The 14,908-nt window shown below is 65.5% G+C and carries 16 protein-coding genes; 9 read left to right on the forward strand and 7 right to left on the reverse strand.

The window, feature by feature from the left end:
- Nucleotides 1-6: 6 nt before the first annotated feature.
- Both ACFQ50_RS00665 and ACFQ50_RS00670 read right to left on the reverse strand, forming a co-directional pair.
- Complete coding sequence (locus tag ACFQ50_RS00665; protein ID WP_377993579.1) at nt 7-693, reverse strand: response regulator; 687 nt, start codon at nt 691-693, stop codon at nt 7-9.
- Entirely contained in the window at nt 690-2,303 is a 1,614-nt protein-coding gene (locus tag ACFQ50_RS00670) for an ATP-binding protein (protein ID WP_377993580.1), read from the reverse strand. Before ACFQ50_RS00670 ends, ACFQ50_RS00665 begins: the two co-directional genes overlap by 4 nt.
- A gap of 267 nt (nt 2,304-2,570) precedes the next feature.
- Here ACFQ50_RS00670 and ACFQ50_RS00675 point away from each other — a divergent pair, with 267 nt between their 5' ends.
- The 3 genes from ACFQ50_RS00675 to ACFQ50_RS00685 all read left to right on the forward strand — a co-directional run bounded on the left by ACFQ50_RS00675 (nt 2,571) and on the right by ACFQ50_RS00685 (nt 5,486).
- Nucleotides 2,571-3,419, forward strand: coding sequence for an ABC transporter ATP-binding protein (locus tag ACFQ50_RS00675; protein ID WP_377993581.1), 849 nt, complete (start codon nt 2,571-2,573; stop codon nt 3,417-3,419).
- Nucleotides 3,416-4,297, forward strand: coding sequence for an ABC transporter permease (locus ACFQ50_RS00680; protein ID WP_377993582.1), 882 nt, complete (start codon nt 3,416-3,418; stop codon nt 4,295-4,297). Before ACFQ50_RS00675 ends, ACFQ50_RS00680 begins: the two co-directional genes overlap by 4 nt.
- A 73-nt stretch (nt 4,298-4,370) precedes the next feature.
- Nucleotides 4,371-5,486, forward strand: a complete 1,116-nt coding sequence (locus tag ACFQ50_RS00685; protein WP_377993583.1) for an ABC transporter substrate-binding protein — start codon at nt 4,371-4,373, stop codon at nt 5,484-5,486.
- A 127-nt stretch (nt 5,487-5,613) separates the two neighbouring features.
- Here ACFQ50_RS00685 and ACFQ50_RS00690 read toward each other — a convergent pair whose 3' ends face one another.
- The 3 genes from ACFQ50_RS00690 to ACFQ50_RS00700 all read right to left on the reverse strand — a co-directional run bounded on the left by ACFQ50_RS00690 (nt 5,614) and on the right by ACFQ50_RS00700 (nt 9,331).
- The gene (locus ACFQ50_RS00690; protein WP_377993584.1) at nt 5,614-6,468 is read right to left on the reverse strand and encodes an IclR family transcriptional regulator; all 855 of its coding nucleotides are present in this window, start codon (nt 6,466-6,468) and stop codon (nt 5,614-5,616) included.
- A gap of 183 nt (nt 6,469-6,651) precedes the next feature.
- Nucleotides 6,652-7,923 (reverse strand): aminopeptidase P family protein, encoded by a 1,272-nt coding sequence (locus ACFQ50_RS00695; RefSeq protein WP_377993585.1) that lies wholly within the window; start codon nt 7,921-7,923, stop codon nt 6,652-6,654.
- A gap of 34 nt (nt 7,924-7,957) precedes the next feature.
- Nucleotides 7,958-9,331 (reverse strand): MFS transporter, encoded by a 1,374-nt coding sequence (locus ACFQ50_RS00700; protein WP_377993586.1) that lies wholly within the window; start codon nt 9,329-9,331, stop codon nt 7,958-7,960.
- A 432-nt stretch (nt 9,332-9,763) separates the two neighbouring features.
- On the opposite strand from ACFQ50_RS00700, the gene ACFQ50_RS00705 reads away from it, so the two are divergent.
- Complete coding sequence (locus ACFQ50_RS00705; protein ID WP_377993587.1) at nt 9,764-10,321, forward strand: NADPH-dependent FMN reductase; 558 nt, start codon at nt 9,764-9,766, stop codon at nt 10,319-10,321.
- A gap of 30 nt (nt 10,322-10,351) precedes the next feature.
- Here ACFQ50_RS00705 and ACFQ50_RS00710 read toward each other — a convergent pair whose 3' ends face one another.
- Entirely contained in the window at nt 10,352-10,903 is a 552-nt protein-coding gene (locus ACFQ50_RS00710; RefSeq protein ID WP_377993589.1) for a dihydrofolate reductase family protein, read from the reverse strand.
- 277 nt (nt 10,904-11,180) lie between these two features.
- On the opposite strand from ACFQ50_RS00710, the gene ACFQ50_RS00715 reads away from it, so the two are divergent.
- The 5 genes from ACFQ50_RS00715 (at nt 11,181) to ACFQ50_RS00735 (ending at nt 14,031) form a co-directional block, all read left to right on the forward strand.
- Nucleotides 11,181-11,522, forward strand: a complete 342-nt coding sequence (locus tag ACFQ50_RS00715) for a hypothetical protein (protein ID WP_377993590.1) — start codon at nt 11,181-11,183, stop codon at nt 11,520-11,522.
- Nucleotides 11,523-11,745: 223 nt separating this feature from the next.
- Nucleotides 11,746-12,075, forward strand: coding sequence for a PadR family transcriptional regulator (locus tag ACFQ50_RS00720; RefSeq protein WP_377993591.1), 330 nt, complete (start codon nt 11,746-11,748; stop codon nt 12,073-12,075).
- A 2-nt stretch (nt 12,076-12,077) separates the two neighbouring features.
- A complete protein-coding gene (locus ACFQ50_RS00725; RefSeq protein ID WP_377993592.1) occupies nt 12,078-12,449 on the forward strand; it encodes a DUF1048 domain-containing protein in 372 nt (123 codons plus the stop codon).
- The gene (locus ACFQ50_RS00730) at nt 12,446-13,273 is read left to right on the forward strand and encodes an ABC transporter ATP-binding protein (protein WP_377993593.1); all 828 of its coding nucleotides are present in this window, start codon (nt 12,446-12,448) and stop codon (nt 13,271-13,273) included. Before ACFQ50_RS00725 ends, ACFQ50_RS00730 begins: the two co-directional genes overlap by 4 nt.
- Entirely contained in the window at nt 13,270-14,031 is a 762-nt protein-coding gene (locus ACFQ50_RS00735) for an ABC transporter permease (RefSeq protein WP_377993594.1), read from the forward strand. The genes ACFQ50_RS00730 and ACFQ50_RS00735 overlap by 4 nt, the downstream gene beginning before the upstream one ends.
- A 51-nt stretch (nt 14,032-14,082) precedes the next feature.
- Here the strand turns inward: ACFQ50_RS00735 and ACFQ50_RS00740 are convergent, their stop codons facing one another.
- Nucleotides 14,083-14,778 carry a maleylpyruvate isomerase family mycothiol-dependent enzyme gene (locus ACFQ50_RS00740; protein WP_377993595.1) on the reverse strand — a complete coding sequence of 232 codons (696 nt, stop codon included), beginning with the start codon at nt 14,776-14,778 and terminating at the stop codon, nt 14,083-14,085.
- Nucleotides 14,779-14,908: the final 130 nt, after the last annotated feature.

Raw genomic sequence — 14,908 nt, forward strand, 5'->3', positions numbered from 1 at the left:
GCGGAGCTAGCGGGTATCGGCGGGGATGTAGGTGTTCACCGGCCGCCCGGTGGTGCCGTACTCGAGGTGGAGTGCCACACGGTCCTTGCGTTCCAGCTCGCTCAGGTAGCGCTGTGCGGTGGGCCGCGAGATGCCGATCAGGTCCGAGACGTCCTGCGCGCCCAGGGGCCGGCCGGCCGCCACCACGGCGTCGAGCACCTTCTGCATGGTCGGCGGGAGGCGCCTCGCGGAGCTGGTGCCGGCTGCGGGCGCCACAGAAGCCCGCCGGGATGCGAACAGCGCGTCCACGTCCGTCTGCCCGGTGATCCGCCGGGACTCGGCGTCCGCACGCCACTTCTGGTAGGCCCGCAGCTGCTCAGCGAGCTGCTCGAACCCGAACGGCTTCACCAGGTAGTACACCGCCCCGCCGCGCATCGCCGCCCGCACGGTCCCGACGTCGCGCGCCGCCGTGATGATGATGACGTCCACGTCCTCACCCGCCTCGCGCAGCGACTGCAGCAGCGAGATGCCGTCCTCGTCCGGCAGGTAGACGTCCAGGAGCAGGAGGTCGGGGCGCTGCCTCGCGATCGCGGCGCGCGCCTCGGCAACGGTGTGCGCCTCACCGACGCACTCGTACCCGGGAACGCGCGCCACCTGGGCGGCGTGCAGCCGCGCCACGCGGTAGTCGTCGTCGACAACCAGCACCCGGATCATCCTTCTGCCCCGCCTTTCGGAATCCATACTTCGAAGCGTCCGCCTGGCCCGGCGAACACATCCATCGTGCCACCTGCGCGGCGCACGATCCTCGCCACGAGCGCCAAGCCTATGCCGCGCCGCAGCGCCGGGCCGCCAGCCTGCCCCGCCCGTTCGGTTTTCGTCGTAAAGCCGTCGCGTACGACGTCGTCCACCGCCTCTGCAGGCACGCCCGGACCGCTGTCGGTCACCGAGACGAAAACGCCGGCGGAGTCATCCAGGGTAAGCGTCACTTCCCGTGGACCCGAAAGGCTGGAGACGGCGTCGACCGCGTTGTCCAGCAGGTTCCCCACGATGGTCAGGAGATCCTGCGTTCCGAGCCCCGGTTCGCGGAGCCGTGATTCGTCGGAGACCGCCACGCTCACGTCCTGCTCCGCGGCCACCGTGATCTTTGCATAGATGAGCGCCGCGAGCTCGGGCGGCTCGATCCGTGCGCGCAGGCCCTCGCCGAGGGAGCGCGACGTGTCCGCGATGCCCGAGATGAAGGTGCGTGCCTGCTCGATGTCGCCCAGATGGAGGAGCGCGCCCACCGTGTGCATCCGGTTTGCATACTCGTGCTCCTGCGCACGCAGGGCAGCCATCAGCCCTTCCAACGCACGCAGGTCCCGCACCAGCGCTTCCACTTCGGTGCGGTCGCGCAGGGTCACGACGGCGCCCACGCTCCGGCCGCCCACGCTCACCGGCATGCGGTTGGCCACGAGGAGGGAGTCGTCGGTGATGATCGTCTGATCGGCGCCGGGCGCCTCGCCGGTGAGGACGTCGCGGAGCCGTCCCTCCGGGATAAGCTCCTCCACCGGGCGGTCGAGCGGCGTGTTTTCGAGGCGCAGCAGGCGCCGGGCCTCGCCGTTGATCACGGTGACCCGGCCGGCGTCGTCAATTCCCACCATGCCCTCGCGGATACCGTGCAGCAGGGCCTCCCGCTCCTGCAGGAGCGAGGCGATCTCCGACGGTTCGAGTCCGAACGTCGCGCGCTTGATTGCCCGCGCCAGCAGGAACGAGCCCGCACCGCCGATCAGGAGGATGAGCACCGAGGACCCGCCCACGATGCCGGCGTCCCGTTCAAGCTCCACGCTGACGGTGGTCTCGAGGATGCCCACCGAGACTTGTCCGACGACGTTCCCCGCCGCATCCAGGATCGGCGCCTTCGCATTGGCGGAGTCGCCCAGGCTGCCGTGGTCCGTGCCCACATGGGTCTGGCCGTCGAGCACGGCCACCGGCTCTTCGAGCCGCTTTCCAATGAGCGACGGCGTGGGGTGGGAGAAGCGGATGCCGTCCCGGTCCGTGACTACCACGTAGTCCGTCTCCGCGCGCGTGCGCACACGCTCGGCTATGCCCTGGATCTGGTGGCCCGGATCGCCGGTGGCCACGCCGGTCGCGACCTCCGGCATCTGCGCCACGGATTCCGCGACGCCAAGGGCCCGCAGCCGGAACTGGTCATCGAGGACCTGGCCGGTGATGCGGTTGGTCACCAGCCCGCCCAGTCCCACCGTGACCACGATCAGCACGAGCGTCCACACAAGGATCTGGGAAGCGAGCGGCCGGGCGCCCCACCACGCCTTCGGGCTGCTCACCGCCCGCATCCTGCCCGGCCGAGGGCGGCATTCCGGGCGCCCCGGACGGCATTCCGATCAAAAGGTTCAAAACCTGAATGAAGGCTAATAACCCTCACAAGGCACGCAAGCGTGGCCCTGACCCGGCAGTCCTTTCTACGGTAGGTGCACTGATCATGACTCATGTCACAAAGGACGAACTGTCGAAGGCATGGCTCAAGGATCCACCGGACAAAGGCGTCGCCGCAAATGAGGCGGCTGGCGCAGACAACAGAGAGGCTTTACGCCATGGGTGTAAACCATCGAATCCGCCCACCAGCGGATGGCGGCAAGGATGCCGGCATTGATATCGCGGGGCTGACCAAGCGCTACCTCACGCCGAAGGGTGAGACGTTCACCGCGATTCAGGATGTGACGCTTGCTGTGGAACCCGGGCAGTTCTGCTCGATTGTCGGCCCCACGGGCTGCGGCAAGTCCACCACGCTGGCACAGGTCTCCGGGCTGGAGCGTCCCAGCCAGGGCTCTGTGCGCGTCGGCGGCCAGGCCGTCGAGGGCGTCACGGACGGCGTCAGCTACATGTTCCAGGCGGATGCGCTCTTCCCGTGGAAGAGCGTGCTGAGCAACGTGATGATGGGACCGGTGCTGTTGGGAACCCCCAAGCGCGAGGCCACCCTGCTCGCGAGGGACTGGATCCGCCGTGTCGGGCTGGCCGGCTTTGAGGACCGCTACCCGCACCAGCTCTCTGGCGGAATGCGCAAGCGCGTTGCCATGGCCGCCGCCCTCATCAACAATCCGAGGATCCTGCTCATGGACGAGCCGTTTGGTGCGCTCGACGTGCAGACCAAGGCCATCATGCAGAACGAGCTGCTCAAGCTCTGGGAGGAGCTCAGGCCCTCGGTCCTCTTCATCACCCACGACCTCGACGAGGCCGTGGCGCTCTCCGACCGGGTGGTGATCATGACCAGCAGCCCCGGAACGGTCAAGGACGTTTTCGACATCGACCTGCCCCGGCCGCGCGGAAATGTCCAGGAAATCCGCCACGAGGAGCGCTTCCTCGAACTGCAGGGCCAGATCTGGGAATCGCTCAAGGACGAGGTCACCCGCGCCTACGCCAAGACGGCAGGTGCAGCAGCATGACCACTCTTGTGCAGGAGGAAACGGTGAACCCGCAGCAGCAACAGCAGCAGGCCGCGGCCGCGCAGTCCGGCAAAACGCAGTACCGGCGCCGCACCACGGCGATCTGGGTGGGCCGCGCCGTCCTCGCCGTGGCAGTAATCGGCGGCTGGCAGTGGTTCACCTCGGAAGGCTGGGTGGATGCGTTCTTCTTCGGCCAGCCTAGCGAGATCTGGAACAGCCTCGTGAAGCTCTTCACCGAGGGAACGGCCTTCGGCACCATCTGGGAGAACCTCTGGATCACCATGCAGGAGGCGTGCCTGGGCTTCCTTCTCGGCACGTTCGTCGGCGTCGTCCTCGGACTCCTGCTGGGCTCGAACAAGTACCTCTCGGCCGTCGTGGGGCCTTACATCCGGATCGTGAACTCAATTCCCCGCATCGTCCTCGGATCGATCTTCATCGTGGCCTTCGGCCTCGGCGTCTTCCCGAAGGTTCTGCTCGCCGCAGTGCTGGTCTTCTTCGTTGTCTTCTTCAACGCCTTCCAGGGCGTGCGTGAGGTGGACCAGAACCTGGTCGCGAACGTCCGGGTGCTCGGTGCATCACCGGTCCAGGTGGCCATCCACGTAACCATTCCCTCGGCGATGACGTGGATCATCGCGAGCCTCCACACGGCCTTCGGCTTCGCGATCATCGGCGCGCTCGTCGCGGAGGTGCTCGGCGCCCAGCAGGGCATCGGCCTGATCATCAGCCAGGCTCAGGGCACCTTCGACCCGAACACCGTGTTCGCCTGCATGGTGATCATCGCGGTGATCACGCTCGCCGCCGAGTACCTGATCAGCCTGCTGGAACACTCCCTCCTGAAGTGGCGGCCCCCAAACCGCTCCGAAGCCCAGGCCATCTGACGCCCCGGCCGTCCAACGAACTCCCCGAAATTCACACAGCAACATCCAGAAGAGAAAAAGGAAAAGTGCCCCAATGATGAAGCACAAGATCTACGCCGCTACTGCCCTGGGCGTGGTCGCCCTCAGCCTAGCTGCCTGCGGCGGCGGCACCTCGGCCAGCTCGCCCGCCTCCAGCGGTTCCGGCAGCACCGCGTCAGCGGACACCTCGACGATGCCAACGGTCAAGCTCATGGTGGGCGGCATCGACAAGCAGATCTACCTGCCCTACCAGCTGGCGGAAAGCCTCGGCTACTACACGAAGTACGGCGTGAAGGTGGAACTCTCCACCGAGCAGCACGGCGGCGTCGGGGCGGAAGAAGCCATGGCATCCGGCCAGGTGGACATGGCCGGTGCGTGGTACATCCACACGGTCGACTTCCAGTCCAAGGGCAAGAACGTCATCGACCTCGTGCAGCTCTCCAGCGCACCGGGCGAGCGCATCATGTGCAGCCCCAAAGCCAACGTCCACTCGGGCGCGGACCTCAGGGGCAAGACCGTCGGCGTGACCGACCTCGGCTCCGGCACCGATGAGCTCACCCAGTTCATCGCGGCCAAGGCCGGAGTCACGAAGAACGATTACCACACCATCGCCGTGGGCGCCGGAGCCACCGCCATCGCGGCCATCCAGCGCGGCTCCGCCGACTGCGTCATGACCACCCAGCCCACAGTCGGCGCGCTGGAGAGCAAGAACCTCGCCGTCTCGGCAATCGACCTGGCGACCGCGGACGGCACCAAGGCCGCGCTCGGCGGCTCCTGGCCCGCGGCCAGCGTGCTGGCACAGGCCGACTGGGTCAATTCCCACGAAGCCGAGGCCCAGAAGGTTGTCAACGCACTCGTGGACACCATGCACTGGATCAGCACCCACTCGGCCGCGGAGATCGCGGACAAGCTGCCCTCCACCTTCGTCCAGAACAGCACCATCTCGAAGGACCAGTACGTCAAGGCGCTGGACACGGACAAGGGACAGTTCCTGCCGGATGGCCTCATGCCGGCTGGCGGCCCCAAGACCATCTTCGCAATGGAGAAGCAGAACGGCGTGGACACCTCCAAGGTGACCTTCGGCGGCACCTTCACCAACAAGTACGCGGACGCCGCGCTCAAGCTCGAGGGCTACACGCCCACCACTGCGCCGGCCGGCTCGGACGGCTGATCCCCGCCGGGCTTGCGTCACCAAAGTTAAAGTACGACGGCGGGCCCGCACCTTTCAGCGCGAAAAGGTGCGGGCTTTGCCTGTGGTTCTTACGTGCTGCGGTGGTGCGCAGTCGCTGCTGCGGTCCTTAGGCGCTCCGGCGCTGCTTTGGAGCCACCCCGCCCAGTCGCTGCGTGACCTGCCGGGCCGCGCTCGCGCAGGCTTCGCCGAGGCTTTGCAGGGTGTCGGGGGAAACCCGGAACTTGGGTGCGGGGATGAGGACGGCGGCCGCGATGTCGCCGCGGTGGTCGTAAACGGGTGCCGCGATGCCAACCTCCTCGATGGACGTCTCGCCGTAGTTGATGGCCCAGCCGCGCTTGCTGACGTCCTCGAGCCGCTGCAGGTACTCCTCGACGGAGTGGCCGTCGAGGCCGGGCAGGATGATGGTGCCGCTGCGGAGCATGGTGCTCACTCGTTCGGTTTGTTCGCCGGCAAGAAAGATCTGGACCGAGGCACTGAGGGCGTCGTTGTACCGGGCACCGAGCGGGGTGGTGTGCTTGACCTGCTGGCGGCTGGCGATCTGCTCCACGCACATCGACTCCGTGCCGTTCCACACCATCAGGGCGCTGGTCTCGCCGGTCCGTTCGGTGAGTTCCCGCAGCACGGGGTAGGCCACGCGGCGTTCCTCGAGCTCGGCCAGCAGCGGGCCGGCCACTGCGATCAGGCCCAGCCCCAGGCGGAAGCGGCGGGTGTCCGGGTCCCGCTCCACCAGGTGCTCCTGCTCGAACGTGGCCAGGATCCGGGACACCGTGCTCTTGTGCAGGCCAACCCGGCTGGCGATTTCCGTGACGCCCAGCATCGGCTCGTCCGCGGTGAAACTGCGGAGCACGGCGATGGCGTTGACGATCACCGAGGCGCCGCGGGCGTCGCCGTTGGCGGCTTCGTTGCCGGCGTCCTTGCCGGAGTCGGGGGCTGGCTTCGCGGGTGTTGCCGGGGGAGTCATGGTGTTCACTATATTTCTTCGCTGTCGTGCTTCCGGTCAATGTTGCCGAGCGGAAGCGGGGGTGGGCATGCCCTCCCGGCCGGCCGCCGTCGTCGTACTTAACCCAAGGCTGCTAAATCAATAGCCTTGACGACAACGGTTGCCCGGGGAGGGCATGCCCTGATTGTTTGTTACCCGAGGGCGTTAGGCGCTGATGATGTTGTATTCGGGGCCGAACGGGAACTTGGTGATGTTCTCGGCGCCGTCCTCGCCCACCACGAGGATGTCGTGCTCGCGGTAGCCGCCCGCGCCGGGCTGGCCCTCGAGGACCGTGATCATCGGTTCCATGGAGACCACCATGCCCGGTTCGAGCACGGTGTCGATGTCTTCGCGGAGCTCGAGCCCGGCTTCGCGGCCGTAGTAGTGGCTGAGGACGCCGAAGGAGTGGCCGTAGCCGAAGGTGCGGTTGGCGAGCAGGCCGTGGGACACGTAGATCTCGTTGAGCTCGGCGGCGATGTCCTTGCAGACGGCGCCGGGCTTGATGAGTTCCAGGCCGCGCCGGTGGACCTCGACGTTGATGTTCCACAGTTCGAGCGAGCGGGCATCCGGTTCGCCGTAGAACAACGTCCGCTCCAGGGCCGTGTAGTAGCCGGAGGTCATGGGGAAGCAGTTCAGGCTCAGGATGTCGTGTTCCTGGATTTTCCGGGTGGTGGCCCAGTTGTGCGCGCCGTCGGTGTTGATGCCGGACTGGAACCACACCCAGGTGTCGCGGATCTCGGAGTTGGGGAACGTGCGGGCGATCTCGTGCACCATGGCCTCGGTGCCGATGAGGGCCACCTCGTATTCGGTGATGCCGGCGGTGATGGCGTTGCGGATGGCTTCGCCGCCAAGGTCGCCGATGCGGGCGCCGTGCTTGATGACCTCGATTTCCTCGGCGGACTTGATCATGCGCTGGCGCATTGCGGCCTGGGCCACGTCCACCAGGGTGGCGGATTCGAACGCGGCCTGGATCTTGTTGCGGTTGTCCAGCGGCAGGGAGTCGTCCTCGACGCCGAGCCGGCGGACGCTGATGCCGCGGGTGCGCAGTACCTCCTGGATCCCGTGGATGAAGTTGTCTCGCCGCCAGTCGGTGTACACGAGGTTGTCGCCGTAGCTGCGGCGCCAGGGCATGCCGGCGTCGATATTTGCGGTGACGGTGACCGTGTCCTCCTTGGTGACCACCATGGCGTAGGAGCGGCCGAAGTAGGTGAACAGGAAGTCGGAGTAGTACTTGATCGAGTGGTAGCTCGTCAGGACGACGGCGTCCAGGTCCTTCTCGGCCATGATGCTGCGCAGGCCGGCGAGGCGGCGCTCGAACTCTTCATTCGAGAAAGTCAGGGTGACCTTCTCGCCGTTGTTGAGGACCTTGAGGCGCTCGAGCTTGGCGACGTCGTTGACAGCGTCGCCGCGACGGGGGAGGTTCTCGGTGATGGTCATGCTTGTTCCTTTTCTTTCTTGGGTGGGTGTGGTGTCAGTGCTGCTGCAGGGGCTTCTTGGAAGTCTCCACGGCGAACAGGACTGCGATGAGGGAAACCAGTGAGGCGGCCACGAGGTACCAGCCAGGGGCCAGCTTGTTGTGCGTGAGGCCGATGAGGAGCGTGGCCATGAACGGGGCGGTGCCGCCGAACAGGGCGTTGGAGAGGTTGAAGCTGACGGCGAACCCGCTGTACCGCGTCTTCGTGGGGAAGAGCTCGGCCAGGAAGCTGGGCAGCGTGCCGTCGTTGAGGGTGAGCATGCCGCCCAGGAGGATCTGGACCAGGACGATCACCAGGAAGTTGCCCGTGTCCAGGAGCATGAACGCCGGCACGGTCAGCAGCATGAAGAGCACGGACGCGGTGATCAGCATGCGCTTGCGGCCGAACCTGTCCGAGGCGATGCCCGTAAGGAAGATGAAGCCGATGTAGCTGGCCAGCGCGATTGTGGTGGCCAGGAACGACTCGCCGGCGCCGAAACCCAGTTCCTCGGCGAGGTAGGTGGGCATGTAGCTGAGGATGACGTAGAAGCCGACGGCGTTCAGCAGCACCGCGCCGGTAGCGATGATGAGCTGCCGCCTGTTGTTCCGGAACATGTCCCGGGCGGGTGCCTTGCCGTGCTCCTCCTGCGAGAGGGCGCGGAACGCGGGGGTGTCCTCGAGCTTGGTGCGGATGTACCGGCCGATCAGGCCCATCGGGGCGGCGAGCAGGAACGGCAGGCGCCAGCCCCAGTCGTGCAGCTGGCTTTCGCTAAGTGTTGCGGTCAGGAGTGCGGCGAGCAGGCTTCCCAGCAGAAGTCCCGCCGCGGTGCTTGCGGGTACGACGGCGGCATAGAGTCCGCGCCGATGTGCCGGTGCGTACTCCACCAGGAAAGCTGAGGCGCCGGCGTACTCGCCCGAGGCGGAGAACCCCTGGACGACGCGGACCAGCAGGAGCAGGACCGGCGCCAGGACGCCAATAGTGCCGTAGCCGGGGATCAGGGCGATGCAGAACGTGGCCACGGACATGATGACGATCGAAAGCGACAGCGCTTTCCGCCGTCCCAGCCGGTCGCCGATGTGGCCCCAGAAGAAGCCGCCCAGGGGCCGGACGAAGAAGGAGATGGCGAAGACGCCGAAGGTTGCCAGCAGTGCTGTCTGGCGGTCGGCCTCCGGGAAGAAGACCGTGGAGATGATGCCGGCCAGGTAGCCGTAGACGGCGTAATCGAACCATTCGACGAAGTTGCCGATGAAGCTCGCGGTGATGACCCGGCGTCGGGTGTCTTTGCTGACCCCGTCGCCGGAGTGGGGTGCCTCGTTGGGCTGGCTGGCTGGGCTGGCGTGGCCGGTCAGCGGCTCTGCTGCTCCGGCCGTCTGGGTTATCGGGTGTTCCATGTGTCCACCAATGAAAGCTTGGGGTTGCTTGTGTTGCAACGCTGTTGCACCAGACTAGGCGTGACCCGGCTCACCCGTCAATGGGCATTTTTGGTTTTAGCTGGCGAGCGTCTCGTCCATCCGGATGCTGGAGTGTCGCTGAATGGCGAGGGATCGCTTCACTCTAGAGGTGTGAATGGTTGCAACTGGGACAACTCAGTTGCATTGGGCGACATGATCCGGGCATGGCGAGATCAGAACGCTCCCTCACTTTTTGCCGCCTTTTCCCCGACGCGTCCTCACCTTTCGTCGTCTTTTCCCGGACGCGTCCTCACGTTTCGTCGTCTTTTCCCGGACGCGTCCTCACTCAGGTCTGCGCAGCCGGGGCCTGGCTATGGCGTCACCGCCTGCGCCGCTGTATCAAGGAATTACCGGAATGAACGGGAGCGAATCATGGTGAAGATAGCGGTGCTTATCGGCAGCACGCGTCCGCAGCGCCGCAGCAGGCAGGTGGCGGAGTGGGTGTATTCCAGGGCCAGTGCCCGGGGAGGCGCGGACTTCGAGTTGCTTGACCTGGCGGACTACGACCTTCCGCTGCTGGATGAGCCCATACCGCCATCGATGGGTCAGTACACCCACGAGCACACGAAGGTCTGGGCGGAGGCAATCTCCCGCTTCGACGGCTTCATTTTCGTGACCGCCGAATACAACCACTCCGTTCCCGGTGCACTGAAGAACGCGCTGGACTTCCTTTATGCCGAGTGGAACAACAAGGCCGCGGGATTTGTCAGCTACGGAAGTGCCGGGGGAGTTCGGGCGGTCGAAAACCTCCGCCTGATCACGGCGGAGCTGCAGATGGCAGGCGTCCGCGCCCAGGTGGCGCTGCCCTTCGCGTCAGAGTTCGAGAACTACACCGTCTTCACACCGAGTGATGACGCTGAAGAAGCCTTGAAGCCGCTGCTGGACCAGCTCATCTCCTGGTCAACCGCACTCAGGACCATCCGGACCTGACGGGGCCGGGCAGCCCGAAGTGTCCACACGTCAGTCGTTGCGAACGCTGTAGGTGCTGACGACGTTTCCCTTGCTGGTCCTGTACTGGTCCTTCAGTTCCAGCCTGGTCAGCGGATCGCCGTCCTCGAACAGCCGCCGCCCGCTGCCGGCCACCACGGGATGCGTCATGAGGGTCAGCTCGTCGAGGAGGCCGGCGAACAGCAGTTGCCGGGTGACCGAGATGCTGCCGCATACGGCGATCTCGCCGCCGTCGCGCTTTTTGAGATCGGTGATGAACTCCTCGAGCGGCGCCCCGATCAGGTGCGAATTTTGCCATTCGAGCGGTTCCGACAGGGTGCGCGATGCGACGAACTTTTCCACCGGGTTGATGAAGGCGGCGAAGTCCTCGTCCTGGGAGGCGTTGGGCCAGTACCCCGCCCACTCCTGATAGCTGACCCGTCCGAGCACGACGGTGTGCACGGTGTTGATCATCTTGGTCAGACCCTTGCCGAGGTCCTCATCGAAGCTGTCGAACTGGAAATTGAACGGGTCCTGCACCACGCCATCCACGGAGTGGAACAGTCCGGCGGTCACCTTGCGCATTGGCTCCTCCTAATCGGGTCGTCAGGCATTACCGTATTCGGCCGCGGCCGGCGTGGGAAGGTCCTGCCGCGCGCCGCGGCAGTTTGACATGCCGGCGACGCGGGCCGCCAGGGCTCCTATGCTGGCCTAGGAATCGGCGTCGAAAATGAGGGGACCAACGATGATTCACCGCGCTGCCTTCGGTTTAGCCGCGATTGCCGCGCTTTTGCTTTCGGCATGTTCAGCGCCGAAGGGGGATCCTGCTCCCGCGTCGGCTGTCCCTTCGGTTCAGCAGGAAATGCCGACGACGGTGGTCCAGAGTGCCGCAGGCAAGAAAGCCGTGGTGCACGCCGGGGTGTCGTCCGCTCCCGAGGCAAGCGGTCAGCTCATCGGCAGTCTTGCCGCGGATAGGGCCGGATGCATCGTGGTGCGGACCCGCGGCGGGGAAGAAACAACGCTGGTCTTCCCTGAAGGCACTGTGTTCAAGGGCGAGTCACTGGCATTGCCGGACGGTTCATCCCTGTCCGCCGGGGCCAACGTGATCTTGGACGGTGCGCGTGTTCCCGCTGACGAGAAATTGAGCGTATGCCCCAACTACTTCAGGCTTTTCACGGTAGTGACAGCCACCGTCAACGGGTAGCGGCGGGATCTGCGGGAGCGTTCGGGTGAAGGCGGCGGGATCTGCGGGAGCGTTGGGGGTGGAGGCGGCGGGATCTGCGGGAGCGTTCGGGTGGATAAACGCTCTCTCAGCTTTCGCCGTCGTGCGCTAAACGCTCTCTCACTTTGGCACCCTTGCGCTTCGTCTACTTAGCGTTACTATGTACTGGTAGCTAGTAGTACTAAGTAGCTGGAGGAGGTGTCCGGTGGGCAAGCAAATGACGGAGATGCTCAAGGGGACGCTGGAGGGCATCGTTCTTGCCCTCCTGACCGGTAAGCCGGCGTATGGATACGAGATCACGACGCTGCTCAGGGAGAAGGGATTCGCCGATATCGCGGAGGGCACGGTCTATGCGCTGCTGGTGAGGATCGAGCAAAAGGGCCTTGTCGACGTCGAGAAGCGTCCGTCAGAGAAGGGCCCTCCGCGCAAGGTGTACACGCTCAACACCCAGGGCGACGAGTACCTGGAGGAGTTCTGGAGAACATGGAGCTTTCTGGCCGAGCGGCTCGAACAGCTCCGAGAGGGAGGGAAATAGACATGGCCACGGGATGGATTGAGCAGGTCACTGGCTCGCTCGAACAGAAGAAGCAGTACCGGCAGTACAAGGCGCGCGCGAAGCAGCTTCCCGCAAACTACCGCACAGCGCTCGAGGCGCTGGAGCGGTACCTGACGTACTTCGGGGCGATCACGAAGGGGGAGACCCTGGTGAAGATGCTGGAGGATCTGGCGGATCTCTTCGAGCAGAGTGCGGCGAGCGGAACCCCGATCCGGGAAGTCGTCGGGGAGGACCCCGTGGAGTTCGCGGAGACGTTCCTCCAGAACTACTCGGAGGGGCAGTGGATCAACAAGGAGCGGAAACGGCTCACCGAGGCCATCGGAGGCATCACGAAAGAGGAGGAAGTCCCATGAGCACCACTGCGCCGCGGGATCGCGAGCCCGCGATCCGCGTGCAGGGCATGGAGAAGTCGTACAAGTCTTTGCAGGTGCTGCGCGGTGTGGATTTCGACGTGGCTCCGGGCAGCATCTTCGCCCTTCTCGGCTCGAACGGAGCAGGAAAGACCACCATGGTGAGGATCCTGTCCACACTTTTAAGGCCCGACGCCGGCACGGCCACCGTGAGCGGGTTCGACGTGCTGAAGGAGCCGCTCCGGGTCCGGGAATCCATCAGTCTCACCGGACAGTTCGCAGCGGTGGACGAGGTCCTCTCAGGCCGGGAGAACCTTGTGCTCGTTGCCAGGTTGCGGCACCTGAAAAACCCCGGCAACGTGGCGGATGATCTGCTGGCGCGCTTCAACCTGGCCGATGCAGGATCGCGGAAGGTGTCCGAGTATTCGGGAGGCATGCGGCGCCGTCTCGACATCGCCATGAGCCTGATCGGGCAGCCGAAGGTGATCTTCCTCGATGAGCCGACGACGGGACTCGACCCTGAAGCGCGCATCGAAGTGTGGCAGGTGGTGCAGGATCTCGCCAGCCAGGGGACCACCGTTCTGCTGACCACGCAGTATCTCGACGAGGCCGAACAGCTCGCAGACCGAATTGGCATTCTTCATGAGGGACGGATCATCGCTGATGGGACCCTCGCGGAGCTGAAGCAGTTGCTCCCGCCGGCGGAAGTCCAGTACGTCGAGAAGCAGCCGACCCTGGAGGACATCTTCCTCGCACTGGTGGGGAAGGACAGCAGGGCCGGGTCGAGTGTCGCATCCGGCGTCGCATCAAGGGAGGGCCGGTCATGAGCAAGCACTTCTTCGGGGACACTGCCATCCTGCTGGGGCGGTCCATGCGCCACATCTTCCGCAGCGTGGACACGATCATCACCACGGCAATCACGCCGATCGCCCTCATGCTGCTGTTTGTCTACGTGTTTGGCGGCGCCATCAGGACGGACGCCGACAACTACATCAATTACCTGCTTCCCGGAATCATGCTGATCGCGATCGCGTCGGGCATCGCGTACACCGCCGTTCGCTTGTTCGCCGATATGAAGAGCGGCATTTTCGAGCGCTTCCAGTCCATGCCGATCGCGCGGTCGTCCGTGCTGTGGGCCCACGTCCTGACGTCGCTGGTTGCCAACGGGCTGTCGCTCGCGATCATCGTTTTGGTGGCCCTTCTTATGGGCTTCCGGACGTCGGCCGGGCCGCTGGAGTGGCTCGCCGTCGTCGGGATCCTCACGCTGTTCACCCTGGCACTCACCTGGATCGCAGTCATCGCCGGGTTGTCTGCCAAGTCCGTGGACGGCGCCGGCGGCTTCTCCTACCCGCTGATCTTCCTGCCGTTCATCAGTTCGGCGTTCGTCCCCACGGACACCATGCCGGGTCCCGTGCGTGCGTTTGCCGAGAACCAGCCGGTCACTTCGATCGTCAACACCATCCAGGACCTGTTTGCGCAGCGGCCCGTCGGCGTCGACATTTGGATCGCTTTCGCATGGTGCCTTGGGATCCTCGTCCTAGCCTACGTCTTCGCGATGGGCGCTTACCGGCGGAAGATCAGCTAAAGACGTTCGACGGCGGCCGGGCGGCGGTTGGCGGGATGGGCGGCGGTTCGCTTAGGGAGTCAGCGGACCGCGGAGGACACGCAGTGCGAGGCCCTTGTCGCCGTCGATAACGGCTTTGTCTGAAAGGCTGGAGCGGCCCCAGAGGCCCCAGTACATTTCCTGAGGCGCTGCGGTGACCGACGCTGCGATGTCCCCGGTGCCGAAAGTCCAGGCCGTCCCGTCCGGGACGCGGAAGGTCACCGCCCTTCCCGGGTCGGCCATCCGCTCCAGCCGAAGTTGGCGCGGGGCGAACATTGCCAGCGCCTCGTCGATGCCGTCGAGCAGGAAGTCCTCTGCGAACTCCGGGTCCCCGAGGCCGGATGCCTGATGGGCGTCGACGAGGTGGATGGCGTGCTCGTGTGCCTGCCGGCGAAGCCAGAAGCCGGCTGTGCGCGGGGGAGGGCCGAAATTCCAGCACGCCGCGTCGGGGTTCAGGGAGGTCATGGTGGCCAGGAAGTCCGGCGTCCCTTCGAGGAACCAGGCTGCTGCTCTTGCGGAAGGCGGGATCGGTTCTTCGACGTACTGGCCGGCGCGAACCACTCCGGCGGCCCATCGTTCGACTGAGCCGAGATGCCCGAAGAGCGCATCGAGTGTCCATCCGGGGCAGGCCGGAACCGACCGGTCGAGCATGTTCACCGGTTGGCGCGCAACGGCTTCGAGGGCGCCGAGGCTCCGGGTGAGTTCGGCAAGGTAGCGTTCGGGCAGCATGGGTCGAGCATATCCAAGACCGACAGTGCGGAAGGGTTGGGTTGGAGGCGGCGGGAGGTGAGGACGCGTCGGGTTGGAGGCGGCGGGAGGTGAGGACGCGTCGGGTTGGAGGCGGCGGGAGGTGAGGACG

Origin of the sequence: Arthrobacter sp. NPDC056493, from assembly GCF_042795115.1 — a bacterium.
Classification (GTDB): Bacteria; Actinomycetota; Actinomycetes; order Actinomycetales; family Micrococcaceae; genus Arthrobacter.